This is a genomic window from Ruegeria sp. AF5 (genome assembly GCF_056541905.1).
The window spans coordinates 1-13,414 of record NZ_JBQFYZ010000020.1; the positions used below are offsets into that span (position 1 = coordinate 1).

Annotated in this window: 15 protein-coding genes, 1 other RNA gene and 1 riboswitch; of the genes, 6 read left to right on the forward strand and 10 right to left on the reverse strand. The window is 59.0% G+C overall.

The genetic code is table 11. From position 1 onward, the window contains the following. Window positions 1-219 precede the first annotated feature (219 nt). Window positions 220-1,680: a MocR-like pyridoxine biosynthesis transcription factor PdxR gene (pdxR, locus tag ACR0DS_RS18205; protein WP_267363605.1), complete on the reverse strand. Its 1,461-nt coding sequence runs from the start codon at window positions 1,678-1,680 to the stop codon at window positions 220-222. A gap of 132 nt (window positions 1,681-1,812) precedes the next feature. Between pdxR and ACR0DS_RS18210 the strand changes: the two genes are divergently transcribed. Both ACR0DS_RS18210 and ACR0DS_RS18215 read left to right on the forward strand, forming a co-directional pair. Then, complete coding sequence (locus ACR0DS_RS18210; RefSeq protein WP_209507696.1) at window positions 1,813-2,121, forward strand: ArsR/SmtB family transcription factor; 309 nt, start codon at window positions 1,813-1,815, stop codon at window positions 2,119-2,121. Then, the gene (locus ACR0DS_RS18215) at window positions 2,114-3,145 is read left to right on the forward strand and encodes a permease (protein ID WP_480560580.1); all 1,032 of its coding nucleotides are present in this window, start codon (window positions 2,114-2,116) and stop codon (window positions 3,143-3,145) included. The genes ACR0DS_RS18210 and ACR0DS_RS18215 overlap by 8 nt, the downstream gene beginning before the upstream one ends. A gap of 56 nt (window positions 3,146-3,201) precedes the next feature. Here ACR0DS_RS18215 and ACR0DS_RS18220 read toward each other — a convergent pair whose 3' ends face one another. Together ACR0DS_RS18220 and ACR0DS_RS18225 are read right to left on the reverse strand one after the other, a co-directional pair. After that, window positions 3,202-3,591, reverse strand: a complete 390-nt coding sequence (locus ACR0DS_RS18220; protein ID WP_267363610.1) for a hypothetical protein — start codon at window positions 3,589-3,591, stop codon at window positions 3,202-3,204. A 50-nt stretch (window positions 3,592-3,641) separates the two neighbouring features. Further along, complete coding sequence (locus tag ACR0DS_RS18225) at window positions 3,642-4,403, reverse strand: DUF1013 domain-containing protein (RefSeq protein ID WP_480484669.1); 762 nt, start codon at window positions 4,401-4,403, stop codon at window positions 3,642-3,644. Window positions 4,404-4,533: 130 nt separating this feature from the next. On the opposite strand from ACR0DS_RS18225, the gene ACR0DS_RS18230 reads away from it, so the two are divergent. Beyond that, window positions 4,534-5,163 carry a ribonuclease T2 family protein gene (locus ACR0DS_RS18230; RefSeq protein ID WP_480488860.1) on the forward strand — a complete coding sequence of 210 codons (630 nt, stop codon included), beginning with the start codon at window positions 4,534-4,536 and terminating at the stop codon, window positions 5,161-5,163. Here ACR0DS_RS18230 and ACR0DS_RS18235 read toward each other — a convergent pair. Beyond that, window positions 5,160-5,648 carry a hypothetical protein gene (locus tag ACR0DS_RS18235; protein ID WP_480616885.1) on the reverse strand — a complete coding sequence of 163 codons (489 nt, stop codon included), beginning with the start codon at window positions 5,646-5,648 and terminating at the stop codon, window positions 5,160-5,162. The two genes, ACR0DS_RS18230 and ACR0DS_RS18235, sit on opposite strands and share 4 nt — an antisense overlap. An 89-nt stretch (window positions 5,649-5,737) precedes the next feature. Here ACR0DS_RS18235 and ACR0DS_RS18240 point away from each other — a divergent pair, with 89 nt between their 5' ends. After that, entirely contained in the window at window positions 5,738-6,667 is a 930-nt protein-coding gene (locus ACR0DS_RS18240; RefSeq protein WP_480560576.1) for a class I SAM-dependent methyltransferase, read from the forward strand. A gap of 59 nt (window positions 6,668-6,726) precedes the next feature. Here ACR0DS_RS18240 and recR read toward each other — a convergent pair whose 3' ends face one another. The 3 genes from recR to ACR0DS_RS18255 all read right to left on the reverse strand — a co-directional run bounded on the left by recR (window position 6,727) and on the right by ACR0DS_RS18255 (window position 9,689). Continuing rightward, window positions 6,727-7,320 carry a recombination mediator RecR gene (gene recR / locus ACR0DS_RS18245; protein ID WP_480538862.1) on the reverse strand — a complete coding sequence of 198 codons (594 nt, stop codon included), beginning with the start codon at window positions 7,318-7,320 and terminating at the stop codon, window positions 6,727-6,729. Between the two features lie 61 nt (window positions 7,321-7,381). After that, complete coding sequence (locus ACR0DS_RS18250; RefSeq protein ID WP_209507712.1) at window positions 7,382-7,735, reverse strand: YbaB/EbfC family nucleoid-associated protein; 354 nt, start codon at window positions 7,733-7,735, stop codon at window positions 7,382-7,384. Between the two features lie 190 nt (window positions 7,736-7,925). Further along, window positions 7,926-9,689, reverse strand: a complete 1,764-nt coding sequence (locus ACR0DS_RS18255) for a DNA polymerase III subunit gamma/tau (RefSeq protein WP_480560574.1) — start codon at window positions 9,687-9,689, stop codon at window positions 7,926-7,928. A gap of 172 nt (window positions 9,690-9,861) precedes the next feature. Here ACR0DS_RS18255 and ACR0DS_RS18260 point away from each other — a divergent pair, with 172 nt between their 5' ends. Then, entirely contained in the window at window positions 9,862-10,374 is a 513-nt protein-coding gene (locus tag ACR0DS_RS18260; protein WP_480488864.1) for a protein-tyrosine phosphatase family protein, read from the forward strand. On the opposite strand, the gene ACR0DS_RS18265 is transcribed toward ACR0DS_RS18260, so the two are convergent. Then, entirely contained in the window at window positions 10,366-10,773 is a 408-nt protein-coding gene (locus ACR0DS_RS18265) for a hypothetical protein (protein WP_480560572.1), read from the reverse strand. The two genes, ACR0DS_RS18260 and ACR0DS_RS18265, sit on opposite strands and share 9 nt — an antisense overlap. Before the next feature lie 90 nt (window positions 10,774-10,863). Then, window positions 10,864-11,082: riboswitch (cobalamin riboswitch) on the reverse strand. Window positions 11,083-11,215: 133 nt separating this feature from the next. Here ACR0DS_RS18265 and ACR0DS_RS18270 point away from each other — a divergent pair. Further along, entirely contained in the window at window positions 11,216-12,073 is an 858-nt protein-coding gene (locus tag ACR0DS_RS18270) for an alpha/beta hydrolase family protein (RefSeq protein ID WP_480560570.1), read from the forward strand. Between the two features lie 35 nt (window positions 12,074-12,108). Here ACR0DS_RS18270 and rsgA read toward each other — a convergent pair whose 3' ends face one another. Continuing rightward, the gene (rsgA, locus tag ACR0DS_RS18275) at window positions 12,109-13,137 is read right to left on the reverse strand and encodes a ribosome small subunit-dependent GTPase A (RefSeq protein ID WP_480560568.1); all 1,029 of its coding nucleotides are present in this window, start codon (window positions 13,135-13,137) and stop codon (window positions 12,109-12,111) included. A gap of 158 nt (window positions 13,138-13,295) precedes the next feature. Beyond that, an RNA gene (gene ffs, locus ACR0DS_RS18280) (signal recognition particle sRNA small type) lies at window positions 13,296-13,394 on the reverse strand. Between the last annotated feature and the right edge of the window lie 20 nt (window positions 13,395-13,414).

Sequence of the window (13,414 nt, forward strand, 5' to 3'; positions counted from 1 at the left end):
TCGGCATCATCGCAGAGCCAATGATCCCAAACGCATGTTCAATACCATGCATCTGCAAAACCTTAACAAAGGCCTCTTCCGTCGTCATCTTCATAGGGGTGTTCTCCAAGCAAGAGTGAGAAAACCGGGCACCGGGACCCGGGGGTTGATATGGTTTTGGCGTAAGGGTGCGACCTGCGTTAGGGCCAGACGCGTCTGCGGAATATGTCCAGTGCGATCTCAGGCAGACCGGATGGCATCCGCGATCAGTTCGACGCCGGGGCCTATGCGGTTGGTCGAAATAGAAGAGTACCCGAGGCGGTAGAAATTCTGCGGCCTGTCGGGCCCCGAGAAAAACGGAGCACCCGGTTCGATATGAACACCCTGGTTCTGCAGCTTTAGCGCAAGCTGCGTTGTGTTGACGTGCTCGGGGGCCGACATCCACATTGATGAGCCACCCATTACGCCCCGCCCGGCCACTGTCAGCCCGCTTTCTTCGATGGCTTTGTCCATCGCATCGCGCCGCTCTTGCAGGGCTTTCGACATACGTCGGATCTGAGCGTCGTAATGGCCCAATGACAGAAAATACGCTGCCGTGCGCTGAATATGACCCGGAGGGTGGCGCAGGACCAACGAGCGAAGAGCACGTGCTTCGCGGATGAAAGGCTCGGATCCGACCATGTATCCAAGCCGCAATCCCGGAAACAGCGACTTGGAAAAACTGCCGACGTAAATCACGCGCCCATCCCGATCCATGGACTTGAGTGCAGGCGAAGGTGCGCTGCGAAAGGCCATTTCGAATTCATAGTCGTCCTCGACAACCATTGCATCCAGATCGCGTGCCCGATCCAGTAGCTTGTTGCGGCGGTCGATCGGCATCGTCGCGGTTGTCGGGCTTTGATGGCTGGGGGTGGTAAAGATGACATCTGCTTCGTCGGGGATCGCTTCTGGTGGCAAGCCGTCGCGATCGACGCTCAGGGGGGTCACAGCGCAGTCCCAGTGGTTCAAAAGGCTTCGCAGCGCGTAGTAGCAGGGATCTTCGATTACGGCCGTGCGTTTGTGTGTCAGCAAGATGCGTGAGGCCAGCCAAAGCGCGTTCTGCGCGCCCAGGGTGATCAAGATCTCTTCGGGGCGGGCGACGATACCACGGCGCGGCAGGGTGTGGCGCGCGATGAATTCGATTAGCAACGGATCATCCTGATCCACGTAATCCCCTGTCAGCGAATCGAAGTCTTTGTGCCCCAATGCGCGAACCGCGCATAATCTCCAGTTGGCGTGATCAAACAGGGTTCGGTCGGCCTGACCGTAGATGAACGGATAGCGGTATTCGCGCCAATTGCTGGGTTTCGGCAGGACGTCGCTGTCCAGAAAGCGGCGCGCCAATGCCCTGTCCCAGTCGACAGATTCCGTGCCGCGCTGCACGGGCGAGTATTTGGGCGGAACCGGTGCGTTTTGCGAGACGTAATATCCTGACCGGCCCTTTGCCGTCAGATAATCATTGGCCAGCAACTCGGTATAGGCAAGCGTCACCGTGATGCGGCTGACGCCCAGGTGTGCGGCCAGCTTTCGCGAGGATGGCAGTTTTTCCCCCACGTGAAAGCGACCGGACAGAATGCCCTCGGCAATCATCTGCTGGATCTGGGCCTGCAACGTGCCCTGACCGTTGAGCTCAAGAAAGAATGTTTCGACCGATATCCCCATGCCTGCTTATAGGTTGGACTTAAGGCAGGGGCAATCTGGACTTACAGTGTCATGAAAAATTTTCCCAAGTGGGTTGACCAGGGTCCTTTGTGAAACTACAAAACTAGAGATCTAGTTTAATGGAGGCAACTCATGTGGGAAACTGCTGCTGCCGGATTTTCCGCCATGGGTTCGGAAGCCCGGCTGAAAGTCCTCAAGACGCTAGTGCGGGCTGGTGAGGCCGGTCTGACCGTTGGCGAAATCCAGAACCGGACGGGGATTGCCCCGTCGACTTTGGCGCACCACCTGCGGTTTCTTGCAGCCGGAGGTGTGGTTGAGCAGGAAAAGATCGGTCGCACCACGATCAACCGGGCCTGTTATGACGAATTGAAGACGCTGGCGCAGTTCATTCTTAGCGAATGCTGCGCTGACGCGGTTGGAAAGGCGGCCAACGATGGCTGAATTGACGCAATCGCCCCGACTGACCGCCAAAGGTGCGCTTGAGATGATCAAGACACCCTGGGCATTGATCATGGTCATTTTTGTGGCGGTGGCCGTTCTCGACCCCGGCAACCTGCGTGAGGTTGCGAGTTTTGCAGTCAGGGCCTTGGCGCATACAGGACAATACATCCTGTTTGCTGTGCTTCTGTTGTCATATCTCAAGGCAACCGGGGCCGAGGTGATGGTGGCGCGCGCTTTTGAAGGGCGCGAAACCCGGATGATCTTTCTGGCCGCCCTGTTCGGCGGACTTGCACCATTTTGTTCTTGCGAAGTCATTCCCTTTATTGCGGGCTTGCTTGCACTCGGAGCGCCGCTGTCGGCCGTGATGGCGTTCTGGCTCAGCTCGCCATTGATCGACCCGCCGACGCTTTTGATTACGGCTGCTGCGCTGGGATGGCCCTTTGCCATCGGTAAAGCGGTTGCAGCCGTTGCGCTTGGCCTGTTCGGCGGGTTCGCGGTTCGGTTACTGATGCAGCAGGGGGCATTTGCCCAGCCCTTGCGCGAATACAAACCTGCCGGGTGTTGCGGATGTGGTCCGAAAGCGGATGACAAGCCGGTCTGGAAGTTCTGGCAAGAGCCCGAGCGTCGCGTTCGGTTTCGTTCGGAGTTCGTACACAACGGGCTGTTCCTGCTGAAGTGGCTGGCACTGGCCTATGTGCTCGAAGCTTTGTTGGTCAACTATGTGCCTGCGGACCTGATCGCTGGCGTCGTTGGCGGAGAAGGCGTGCTGCCGATCATCGTTGCCGCGCTGGTGGGGATGCCGGCCTATCTGAACTCTTACGTCGCGCCGCCGCTGCTGGCGGGTCTGATCGATCAGGGCATGACCGCGGGGGCTGCGATGTCGTTCATGGTTGCGGGTGCCGTCAGTTCCATACCGGCGATGGCCGCAGTCTGGTCATTGGTCAAACCGCGCGTGTTTGCGACTTACCTGAGCCTTGGTGTGGGGGGCGCAATAATCGCAGGCATCATCTTTCAGGTGGTATGAACGAAAAAGCCGCCCGGTGTCAGCATCGGGCGGCCTTGTTTTGTCTGAAATTTCGATCAACCGGATTCGCAGAGACGGGGCAGTTTGAACCGATACCGGGCTTCGCCGCTTTTGACGTAGATGCGTTTTTCCACGCAGGCCGTCGTTCCAACGGTTTGTGAAATTTGCGACTCGGTCGACGTAATCGACGTGGCCGATCCATCGGGCAGGCGAACCGAGGCTACGACGCCGTTCTTCAAGTCCCCGTTCACCGGGGTTGCGGACAGAACCGGTACGATCAGGAAAGCCTCGTGTTCGTGTTCGCCTTCGTCCCCCAGCAGAAACAAGGTGGTGACGATGGCGATCATGACAACACCACCCGCCAGACCCAGCCCCCATGTCCTGAGAAAGGCGTAGATCGTTACGGCGCGGTGCGGGCCGAAAATCGCAGAAAGAATGCTCAGCATGACAAGTCCGTCAAAAAGCCCCAGCCGTTCCGACCGGGGCTGATTGTCTGTTACAGACGAGGATCATCCTCGTCTTCATCATCCGCCCCGCCTTTGGGCAGGTTGAAGAAACTGTCGGCGTCGATGATAGGCTCGTCGTCTTTTTCATCCGACCGATCATCGGACAGCGAGAAGGTTTCCAGACCTTCGATCGCGGTCGGGATTTTCGGCGCAGCGTCCATTTCCAGCGATTGCTCGGTCGAAACCAGCTTGCGACGCTCGTCATCGCTCATCACGCCGCCTTCGGCTGCTTTCTTGGCAGCGGCCTTCTGCACGATCGCATCCAGTTCGGACTGTTTGCACAGGCCCAAAGCAACCGGGTCGATCGGCTGCATGTTTGAGATGTTCCAGTGCGTGCGCTCGCGGATCGACTGGATGGTCGGCTTGGTGGTGCCAACCAGCTTGGCGATCTGGCCGTCGCTGAGTTCGGGGTGGAACTTGACCAGCCACAGGATCGAGTTCGGACGGTCCTGACGCTTGGACAGCGGGGTATACCGCGGGCCACGGCGCTTTTCTTCGCCGGATGCCGCCGGGTTGAACTTGAGCTTCAGCTTGTGCAGCGGGTTGTTCTGCGCGGCGTCGATCTCATCCTGAGTCAGCTGGTTGTTTGCGATCGGGTCAAAGCCCTTTACGCCTGCGGCCACATCGCCATCGGCGATGCCCTGCACTTCCAGTTCGTGCATCCCTACGAAATCCGCGATCTGCTTGAAGCTGATCGTGGTGTTGTCCACCAGCCATACGGCGGTTGCCTTGGCCATAAGCGGTTTTGCCATCAGCCCGTCTCCTATACATACATCTTTCCCGTCGCCGGAATTCGGCGGCCCCTTGGTCTTGGGGCAGGTTTCCGTTGTCGGGGAACTTGGCCCGTATATAGTCGCCACGCAGCAAGAAGGGAAGAGGCGAATGCGCTGGGTCGTATTGTGGGTCTTCAGCGCGATGACAGCGCTGGCCGAAGGTGAAAAAGCAGGTGAGTTCGACTATTACGTCCTGTCGCTTAGCTGGTCGCCCAACTGGTGCGCCCGTGAAGGGGACGCGCGCGGGTCAGACCAATGTGACGACCGGCACGACCACGGATGGATCCTGCACGGGCTCTGGCCGCAATTTCATCAGGGCTGGCCATCCTTCTGCCGCTCGCCCGAGGCGCCGCCAACACGCCGCATGACGCGGGAAATGGAAGATATTCAGGGTAGTGCGGGCCTTGCATGGCATCAGTGGAAGAAACACGGCACCTGTTCGGGGCTTTCTGCGCCCGACTATTTCGCCCTGTCCCGGCGTGCCTATGACGCTGTCGAACGCCCGCAGGTCTTCCGCAAGCTGGACGCATCCGTCAAACTGCCGGCTTCGGTGGTCGAGGATGCGTTTTTGAAAGCCAATCCGGAACTGGAGCGCGATATGATCACGGTCACCTGCAAACAGGGCTATATCGAAGAGGTCCGCCTATGCCTGTCGCGCGACCTTGATCCGGTGCCATGCGGCCGCGATGTAATTCGCGACTGCACCGCCAAGGACGCGCTGTTCGATCCGATTCGCTAGAGCTTCTTGTTCTGGCAGTCCCGCGCATAGTCCAGCGCCTTGGCGGTGCCTTTCAGATCAATCGCCATCACCACCTCGCCTGCGGGATTGTAAACCGTCATCGTCTTGTTCTGGGCAATCGCGGTGACGAAATTCCGGTCGGTAAAAAACACCGTCGCACCGGGCACTTTGCGTTCATTGAACCCGATAGCGGTGGCATCAAAGCTCTTGCCGTCCAGTTCGAACCGGATGGGATAGCTCTCACCTTGCTTAATGTCGCCCCAGGCCTTGTTGTAAACGGCGAAATACCCGCGATTATCCAATGCGTCATAGCCCAGCCGCACTACCGAGAGATCCTGATACACCGTCTGGATCAGACACCCGTTCCCAAGCGCGGGGTCCATCATAATGTTCCAGCCTTCGACGAAGCCCTTGTCGACCAGTTCCTGCGACAGGGCAGCGGTTGCGGTGAAGGCGGCGAAGGTAAAGGCGAGAAGGCGGGTCAAGTTAAGCACTCCCAACTAAAAAATGTGGTTGGCTGTATCTAACTGTAACTCGGTTTCAGGCAAACAGTATTCTCTGAAACCTAGTCCAGATGCTTCAGCAGTCTCAAAGTACGACAGTTTTGCGCGGCAACTATGCTACAGTGATTGCGTTCAAGAATGTGAGAAACGCTATGACTGCCAACAAAGCGCAGGCGGATTACTGGAGTTCAGCTCCGGGACTTCAGTGGATCAGGTTCGAAGAAGAACTGGACGCTGTTTTTGAAGCGGTGGACCAAGAACTCATCCGGCGAGCGGGTGATATCCATGATGCGGATGTACTTGATGTTGGTTGCGGAACCGGCGCCACGAGCCGTGCTTTTGCGAAAAAGCTGACCCCAAATGGAACACTGATGGCGCTGGATATTTCCAAACCGCTCTTGGAGCACGCTCAAAAGAAAGCTGGAAAACTTACTGTAAAATCAAAGTATTTTTTGATGGACGCGCAACAAGGTGCGATCCCAAGCGCGCCATTTGATCTTGTGATTTCGCGCTTTGGCGTCATGTTCTTTTCCGATCCGAACGCTGCGTTTGCCAATATACGAAAGCACATGCGGGCGCGGGGGCGTTTGATTGTAGCGGCTTGGGCTCCAATGGCAATAAACCCTTGGTTCGATGCTCCGTGCAAAGCGGCAGTTTCACGTTTGGGTCCACCTGATCCTGCTGATCCCAACGCACCGGGACCGCTGGGTTTTCAGGATATCGATTACGTTGTCGATGTGTTGAAAAAAGCAGGATTCAGAAATGTGACAGGAGAAGTTTCGGCGATCACACTAAAACATCAAGGACCGCTCAAAAAAGTTGCTGACTTGGCTTCCAACATAGGACCAGCAGCGCGAATTCTAAAAAAGTATTGTGGAACGGATGCGGATGTCGCGGCAATACAAGAAGCCGTTATGGAAAAATTCAGGGTATTCGAGAAGCCGGAGGGCGTGGGTATTCCCGCAAAGTTAAACTTTTTTGAAGCAGTTAACCCTGGATAAGCTTACAAAAGACAGCCAGGAGACAGACACGTACAGCTGGTGTAACACCCCACGTCAGTCTACAATTCCTTACGCGCCCTGAGCGCCGCCGTGATCGTCCCGTCATCCAGATAATCCAACTCTCCGCCGATGGGCACGCCTTGCGCCAGTGAGGTCAGGCGCACCTGGCCTTCCAGCTGATCCGCGATGTAATGGGCGGTGGTCTGGCCGTCGACGGTGGCGTTCAGGGCAAGGATCACTTCGGTGATCCCTTCGGCCAGGACCCGATCCCTGAGGCGAGGAATGCGCAGCTCGTCCGGGCCGATACCGTCCAGTGCAGACAGTGTGCCACCCAGCACGTGATAGCGGCCTTTGAAGACCCCTGACCGTTCCATCGCCCAAAGGTCGGCGACGTCCTCGACCACGCAGAGTTCGCCGGTCGCTCGGGCCTCGCTATTGCATATGTCACAGATATCCGTGGTGCCCACATTGCCGCAATTCAGGCATTCGCGGGCGGTGACGGCCACTTGCTGCATGGCGTCTGACAGGGGCGTCAGCAGCAGAGCGCGTTTGCGGATCAGGTGCAGCACCGCGCGGCGGGCCGAGCGCGGGCCCAACCCCGGCAGTTTGGCCATCAGGTCGATCAGATTGTCGATTTCGCTGTTCGTGCCCATGGCCTGTCCTGCTTTGCGCCGGAGGGAGCCTCCGGCGGGAGTATTTGGGAAAAGATGAAGCTCAGAACGGTAGCTTGATGTCTTTGGGCAAGCCCATGCTTTCGGTCAGCTTGCCCATCTCTTCCTGTGAACGTTCGGCGGCTTTGGCCTGAGCGTCCTTGATGGCGGCCAGGATCAGGTCTTCGACCACTTCCTTGTCGTCGCCGTTGAAGATCGACGGGTCGATGTCCAGCCCCTTGAGTTCACCCTTGGCTGTGGCCGTTGCCTTGACCAGCCCTGCACCGGATTCGCCGACAACCATCATGTTGTTCAGCTCTTCCTGCATTTCGGTCATCTTGGTTTGCAGGTCTTGTGCGGATTTCATCATCTTGGCCATGTCGCCCAGTCCGCCAAGCCCGCCGAGTCCTTTCAGCATCAGTCGTCTCCTGTGTTTCTGTTTGGTTCTAAATACGGACCGCAGGCAGGTGGCACAAGAGGTCTCCCGCCTGTCCAGATCAGAGCGGCGCCGACCGATCATTTATGTGCCCGCATTCCCTCCTTCAGGTGCATCGTGAAAGGGGGTGAGTATGCCGGTTTCTTGAAACTTGGACCCGCGGGCTCAGGGGCTAGTCCTCTTCGAACGGGTCCCATTCCTCTTCGACTTCGGGAAGGGCCTCGGTCTCAACCTTGGCGGCGCGCTGCTCCGGTGTTTCGATCCGAATGATCTTTGCCTTGGGGAATTGCGTCAGCACGGCCTGAACCAGCGGGTGTTCTTCGGCCTCGGCTTTCAGGGCAAGTTCGGCCCGGTCCCGTACTTCCGCAATGGTCGCCGCATCTCCGTCCGAGACAATGGAGACGGCCCACCGATTGCCGGTCCATCGTTGCAGGGCAGAGCCCAATCGCGACGCCAAATCCGACGGTGCCTGAGGCGTCGGGGTGAATTCGATCCGGCCGGGCTGATACGACACAAGGCGCACGCCGCTTTCCACCTCGACAAGCAGTTTCACATCGCGGTTTGTGCGGATCAGTTCCACCACATGCCCGAAGGTTGGATAGCGGGCCAGGGCCGTCTGTGCATCCTGCGACAGTGCGGCAACCGGTGCGCCACCCGCTCCGCGCGGGGGCGATGTATAAGCAGGCGGCGGGGTCGCGTTGGATTGCGTTGCCACCGGGGCCTGTCGCGACATTGACATGCCTCCGCCCGGCCCGCCGGGAGGCGGAGGTGGGGTGTCTTGCAGCCGTTTGATCAGTTCTTCGGGGCTGGGCAAATCAGCGACATGCGTCAGCCGGATAACGGCCATCTCGGCGGCCATCATCGCGTTGGGCGCCGCAGAGACTTCCTCCAGCGCCTTCAGCAGCATCTGCCACATCCGGGTCAGAACCCGCATCGGTAAAGCCTCGGCCATGTGCTGGCCTCGTGTACGTTCGTCGGGGGAAACCGTCGGGTCTTCGGCCGCGTCAGGTGTGATCTTTACGACGGACACCCAATGCGTGATTTCGGCCAGATCGCGCAGCACGGCCAGAGGGTCTGCGCCTTCCGCATATTGACCGCTCAGTTCAGTGAGCGCCCCTGCCGCGTCACCGCGCAGGATCATGTCCATCAGGTCCAGAACGCGACCACGATCCGCCAGACCCAGCATCGCACGGACCTGATCGGCGGTCGTCTCGCCAGCCCCGTGTGAAATTGCCTGATCCAGCAGTGAGGTCGCGTCGCGGGCCGACCCTTCTGCAGCGCGGGTGATCAGCGCCAGTGCGTCGTCGGCAATCTGCGCGCTCTCGGCCCCGGCGATCTTGCGCAGCAGGCCGATCATGTCTTCGGGCTCGATCCGGCGCAGGTCAAAGCGCTGACACCGCGACAGAACCGTGACCGGCACTTTGCGAATCTCGGTGGTCGCGAAGATGAATTTCACATGTGCGGGCGGTTCCTCGAGCGTCTTGAGCAGCGCGTTGAATGCGCTGGTCGAGAGCATGTGAACCTCGTCGATGATGTAGATCTTGTAGCGTGCACTGGCGGCGCGATAGCGGACACTGTCGATGATCTCGCGGATATCGTTGACGCCGGTACGGCTGGCCGCATCCATTTCCATCACATCGACATGGCGACCTTCCATGATTGCGACGCAATGCTCGCACTGACCGCAAGGCTCGGTTGTCGGTCCTCCGGTTCCATCCGGTCCGATGCAGTTCATGCCTTTGGCGATGATCCGCGCCGTGGTGGTTTTTCCCGTTCCGCGAATGCCGGTCATGATAAAGGCCTGCGCAATCCGGTCGGCCTCGAAGGCGTTTTTTAGGGTGCGCACCATAGCATCTTGACCCACCAGGTCGGCAAAGGTTTCCGGGCGGTATTTGCGGGCGAGAACCTGATAGGCGGGGCTTGGCGTGTCTGTCATGTCTTCTCGCTCGGATTCGGTGCTTCGGCACAGCGTAGTGGCGGCGGCACTCCGCGTCCACTGTGGGGCGTGATGATTTTTTGTTTCAGAAACGGGCTGGTTTCCAACTAAACTGGTCCAGCGGATTTAATGACTCATTTCTTAAAGAGTACCTTGGGGGAGGACGCACTTCATGTCGCAGCTGGTCATTTTTGCTCTGCAGGTCGGAGGCGGAACGCTTGCCCTTACTTCAATGCCCGGGCGTGGCGGGGATTACGTCGGCGATCTGGATATGATTGCGGCTTGGAAACCGGGCCTTGTGATTTCAATGACGACGGATGTTGAAATGCTTCAGGATGGCGCGCAGCACTTTGGCAGCGACATCCAAAGCCGTGCCAGCCGGTGGGTTCACCTGCCGATCGAAGATTTTGGAGCACCGACGCAGGCGGTTCAGAAGGCCTGGCCAGAGGTCAGCGCCACGGCCCGACATGCGCTGTCGGGCGGTGGCCGGGTTCTTGTGCATTGCCGTGGGGGGTGCGGCAGATCCGGGATGATTGTTCTGCGACTGATGGTTGAATGCGGTGAACGCGCCAGCGACGCACTGGACCGCCTGCGGGCCGTGCGCCCCTGCGCTGTCGAAACCGATGCGCAGCTGGCCTGGGCGTCCCGGATCACCCCGGCACAGGTGGAAGTGGGATCAAGCTGACAGCTGCTGGGGTGCGTAGCCGGTTTTCCGGGGCCGGATCGTTGAAACCTCGATCATGGCGCAAGGCGGGTTCGCGACAATGCCCGAGGGCAGCGTGCTGAATGTAGGTCCGAAGATCAAATCGGCATAGGCATCAAGGTCCCGAATTGCCGTATCAGGGTGCGCCCCGCAGAAAATGCGAACGCTGTCGGATCGCGCTCGGATCGTTGCCATGCACCCTTCCGCGCAATGTGACAGCGCGCTGTTGCCTTCAAATTCGAAATCTTCGCTGGTGGCCGAAACCGCCTGCGCCATGGCTTCGGAAATCGAGCGGGCCAGTCGCGCCAAAGCCGGGCAGGTATTGCCCGTCCGCTGGCACACAGTTGCGCTGTATTCGTGTGACTTTGTCTTCCAGATCATCCTGCGCCCTCCGCGCGTGGTGGGCTGGATATTGGGGCAGGTGGGACAGCATCTCGCTGTCAGGACCTGCCCGGACACCCCGCCCGAGTTTCGGTTTCAGTTCCGATGGCAGGTCTCCTGACTTGCGGGTCATTGCTCTGCCGACCTTCCCAGCCCGTGGGCCAGTGGTATTTCGGCATTACTTACCGCTTACAGTTGCGGGGGCAGTCGCGGACTTGGTTGATATCTGTGTGACCAGACAAACCGCACCGTGTTCCCTTTTCATCCCGACCTCTTGTGGGGGCCGGAAACCATCACACAACCGCTAGCGCCTGATCGCGTTCCGAGTCAAGCCGATCTTTAGGCCGGACGTTTGGTCATGCTGGATGCGGTTTACCTTCCGGCCTAGTGTCGTCGGCATCGAAGGCAGGCAAACCGATTGTTTCAGCGAAAGCCGGGGATCATGTTGGATACGGAACAGACAGTGTTGATCGAAGATTTCCGCTTTCCGTCCGGGTCTGTGACCTTGTCGGCGCGGCTGTACCGGCCAGTGGGTGAGTCGGACACGGTTATCGTGCTGAACAGTGCCACGGGTGTGCCGCGTGACTATTATCAACACTTCGCGCGATGGCTGGCCACCGACCAGGGGATAGCTTGCCTGACCTATGACTATCGGGACTACGGGCTTTCTTTGGTCGGCCGCCTGAAAGACGCAACCGCGACAATGGCGGATTGGGCGTTGATCGACATGCCAGCGGCACGGGCCGAGATGCGCAGGCGGTTTCCAAAGGCGCAGCAGTGGACCATCGGCCATTCGGTCGGTGCGATGCTGGGGCCGGTGCAGCCGGATATCGACCAGATCGACCGAATGATCGGTGTGTGTTCGGGGCTGGTGACTTTGAAAGATCACCCATGGCCCTATCGGGGGTTGGCAGGGCTGTTCTGGTATGGCCATGCACCGCTGATGGTGCGGGCGCTTGGGTATCTGCCCGGCAAAGCAATCGGGTTTGGGTCGGACCTGCCCGCCTCGGTCTACTGGCAATGGCGCAAATGGTGTACAGCTCCTCTTAGCTACATTCCCGAGATCGGGCAGAATTTGCCTGATGCGCATTGGGGCAGTTCTGGAACACCTGTGGATCTGTTCACGTTCGAAGATGACCAGATGGCTCCGCCCGAGGCGGTTTGGCGCCTTGCTGATTTGTATGGCCCCGAGGCCAGACGCCACCTTCTGAAGCCTGCTGAATTCGGACTGCCGGAAATAGGCCATATCGGAGCATTTGCCCGTCGCAATGCAGCGGTCTGGCCGCGCCTGATCGCCTGATCAGACGCGACGCAGGTTTTCCTAACACCTTGCAGTTATGGCCGTTTGCGAAGCTTCTTGTCCTGCATGACACCGCGCACCATCTTGCCGAACGCCTTGTCCCGCGCCCGCGATTGGGCAACGGTTTCCGAGTTTCGCTGATCTTCGCGCCGCAGCTTGCGCCAACGGTCCAGCCGGGTCGGGTCAAGTACGCCTTCGCCGATTGCGTTCTGCACGGCACAGCCGGGCTCGGTCTCGTGCTGACAATCCGAAAAGCGGCAGCTTTGGCCAAGCTCCGTGATGTCCGAGAACACGTTGTCGATCCCGTCCTGAGCGTCCAGCAAACGTAATGCGCGCATTCCCGGCGCGTCGATCAGCCAGCCACCGTTACCCATCCTGTGCAACGCGCGCACCGTTGTCGTGTGTCTGCCCCGTGCGTCGTCTTCGCGAATTCCAGACGTGGCGAGGTTTTGATCCGTCATGGCGTTGCTGAGCGTCGTTTTACCTACGCCCGACGACCCGACCAGCGCGCCGGTCTGGCCTTTGGGGCACCACGCCAGAACCTTTTCGACATCTGCCGGGTCCAGCGCATTGACCGCCAGCACCGACAGAAAAGGGTCCAGAGATTGCACTTGTCCCGAGAAACTGCCGGGGTCATCCGACTGGTCAGCTTTCGTCAGGACAACGACCGGATAACATCCGGCCTGATGCGCCAGCGCCAGATAACGTTCCAGCCGGGGCAGGTTGAAATCGGCGTTGCACGAGCTGACGATGAACAACACATCGACATTAGCGGCAATCAGTTGTGTTGCGGCACCTGTACCGGCAGCCCTGCGTTGCAGCAGGCTGCGCCGGTCCAGAAGGTGGCGCACGCGGTATTCGGCGTCCGCAAGAACCCAATCCCCGACGGCATATGAACCGGTCGGATTATCCGGTGTCAGCAAAGGAATTTCACCATTCGGGCTCAGCCCGATCAGACGGTCCCGATGAACGGAGGCGACGCGAAAGGGCGTGTCGGAAGGAAAAGCCGCGTGTTGCGCGGCAAAGTGAGAGGACCATCCCAGGTCCGAAAGCGTATAAGACATTTATCTGCCTGTTTTCAGAAACAGCAATGCCAACGGATGGCAATCGCGCATCCGCAGGTCGTGTGTTCAGGCAGTCCGGTGATTCCGGTGAATCAGAACCAGTCTGCCCGAAGGGTTTTCACTACAATCATAAAGCCCTCCTGCGGCTGTGGTTCACGAAGTGAGAGGTTGGACATCGACCCAAGCGGGGCTCGTTGTGGCTGCTTCCTTCCGGACCTGACCAGGTTGGCGAGGCGCTCGCCCGCGCCAACCTCTCGAGTCCGGATATAGGGAAGGC

Coding starts and splice junctions, on each gene's coding strand:
- ACR0DS_RS18250 (WP_209507712.1), bottom strand. CDS start 7,735: ATGCTGAAAGGACTCGGCGGGCTTGGCGGACTGGGCGACATGGCCAAG.
- ACR0DS_RS18255 (WP_480560574.1), bottom strand. CDS start 9,689: ATGACAGACACGCCAAGCCCCGCCTATCAGGTTCTCGCCCGCAAATAC.
- ACR0DS_RS18230 (WP_480488860.1), top strand. CDS start 4,534: ATGCGCTGGGTCGTATTGTGGGTCTTCAGCGCGATGACAGCGCTGGCC.
- recR (WP_480538862.1), bottom strand. CDS start 7,320: ATGGGCACGAACAGCGAAATCGACAATCTGATCGACCTGATGGCCAAA.
- rsgA (WP_480560568.1), bottom strand. CDS start 13,137: ATGTCTTATACGCTTTCGGACCTGGGATGGTCCTCTCACTTTGCCGCG.
- ACR0DS_RS18225 (WP_480484669.1), bottom strand. CDS start 4,403: ATGGCAAAACCGCTTATGGCCAAGGCAACCGCCGTATGGCTGGTGGAC.
- ACR0DS_RS18210 (WP_209507696.1), top strand. CDS start 1,813: ATGTGGGAAACTGCTGCTGCCGGATTTTCCGCCATGGGTTCGGAAGCC.
- ACR0DS_RS18260 (WP_480488864.1), top strand. CDS start 9,862: ATGTCGCAGCTGGTCATTTTTGCTCTGCAGGTCGGAGGCGGAACGCTT.
- ACR0DS_RS18220 (WP_267363610.1), bottom strand. CDS start 3,591: ATGCTGAGCATTCTTTCTGCGATTTTCGGCCCGCACCGCGCCGTAACG.
- ACR0DS_RS18270 (WP_480560570.1), top strand. CDS start 11,216: ATGTTGGATACGGAACAGACAGTGTTGATCGAAGATTTCCGCTTTCCG.
- ACR0DS_RS18240 (WP_480560576.1), top strand. CDS start 5,738: ATGCTTCAGCAGTCTCAAAGTACGACAGTTTTGCGCGGCAACTATGCT.
- ACR0DS_RS18215 (WP_480560580.1), top strand. CDS start 2,114: ATGGCTGAATTGACGCAATCGCCCCGACTGACCGCCAAAGGTGCGCTT.
- pdxR (WP_267363605.1), bottom strand. CDS start 1,680: ATGGGGATATCGGTCGAAACATTCTTTCTTGAGCTCAACGGTCAGGGC.
- ACR0DS_RS18265 (WP_480560572.1), bottom strand. CDS start 10,773: ATGATCTGGAAGACAAAGTCACACGAATACAGCGCAACTGTGTGCCAG.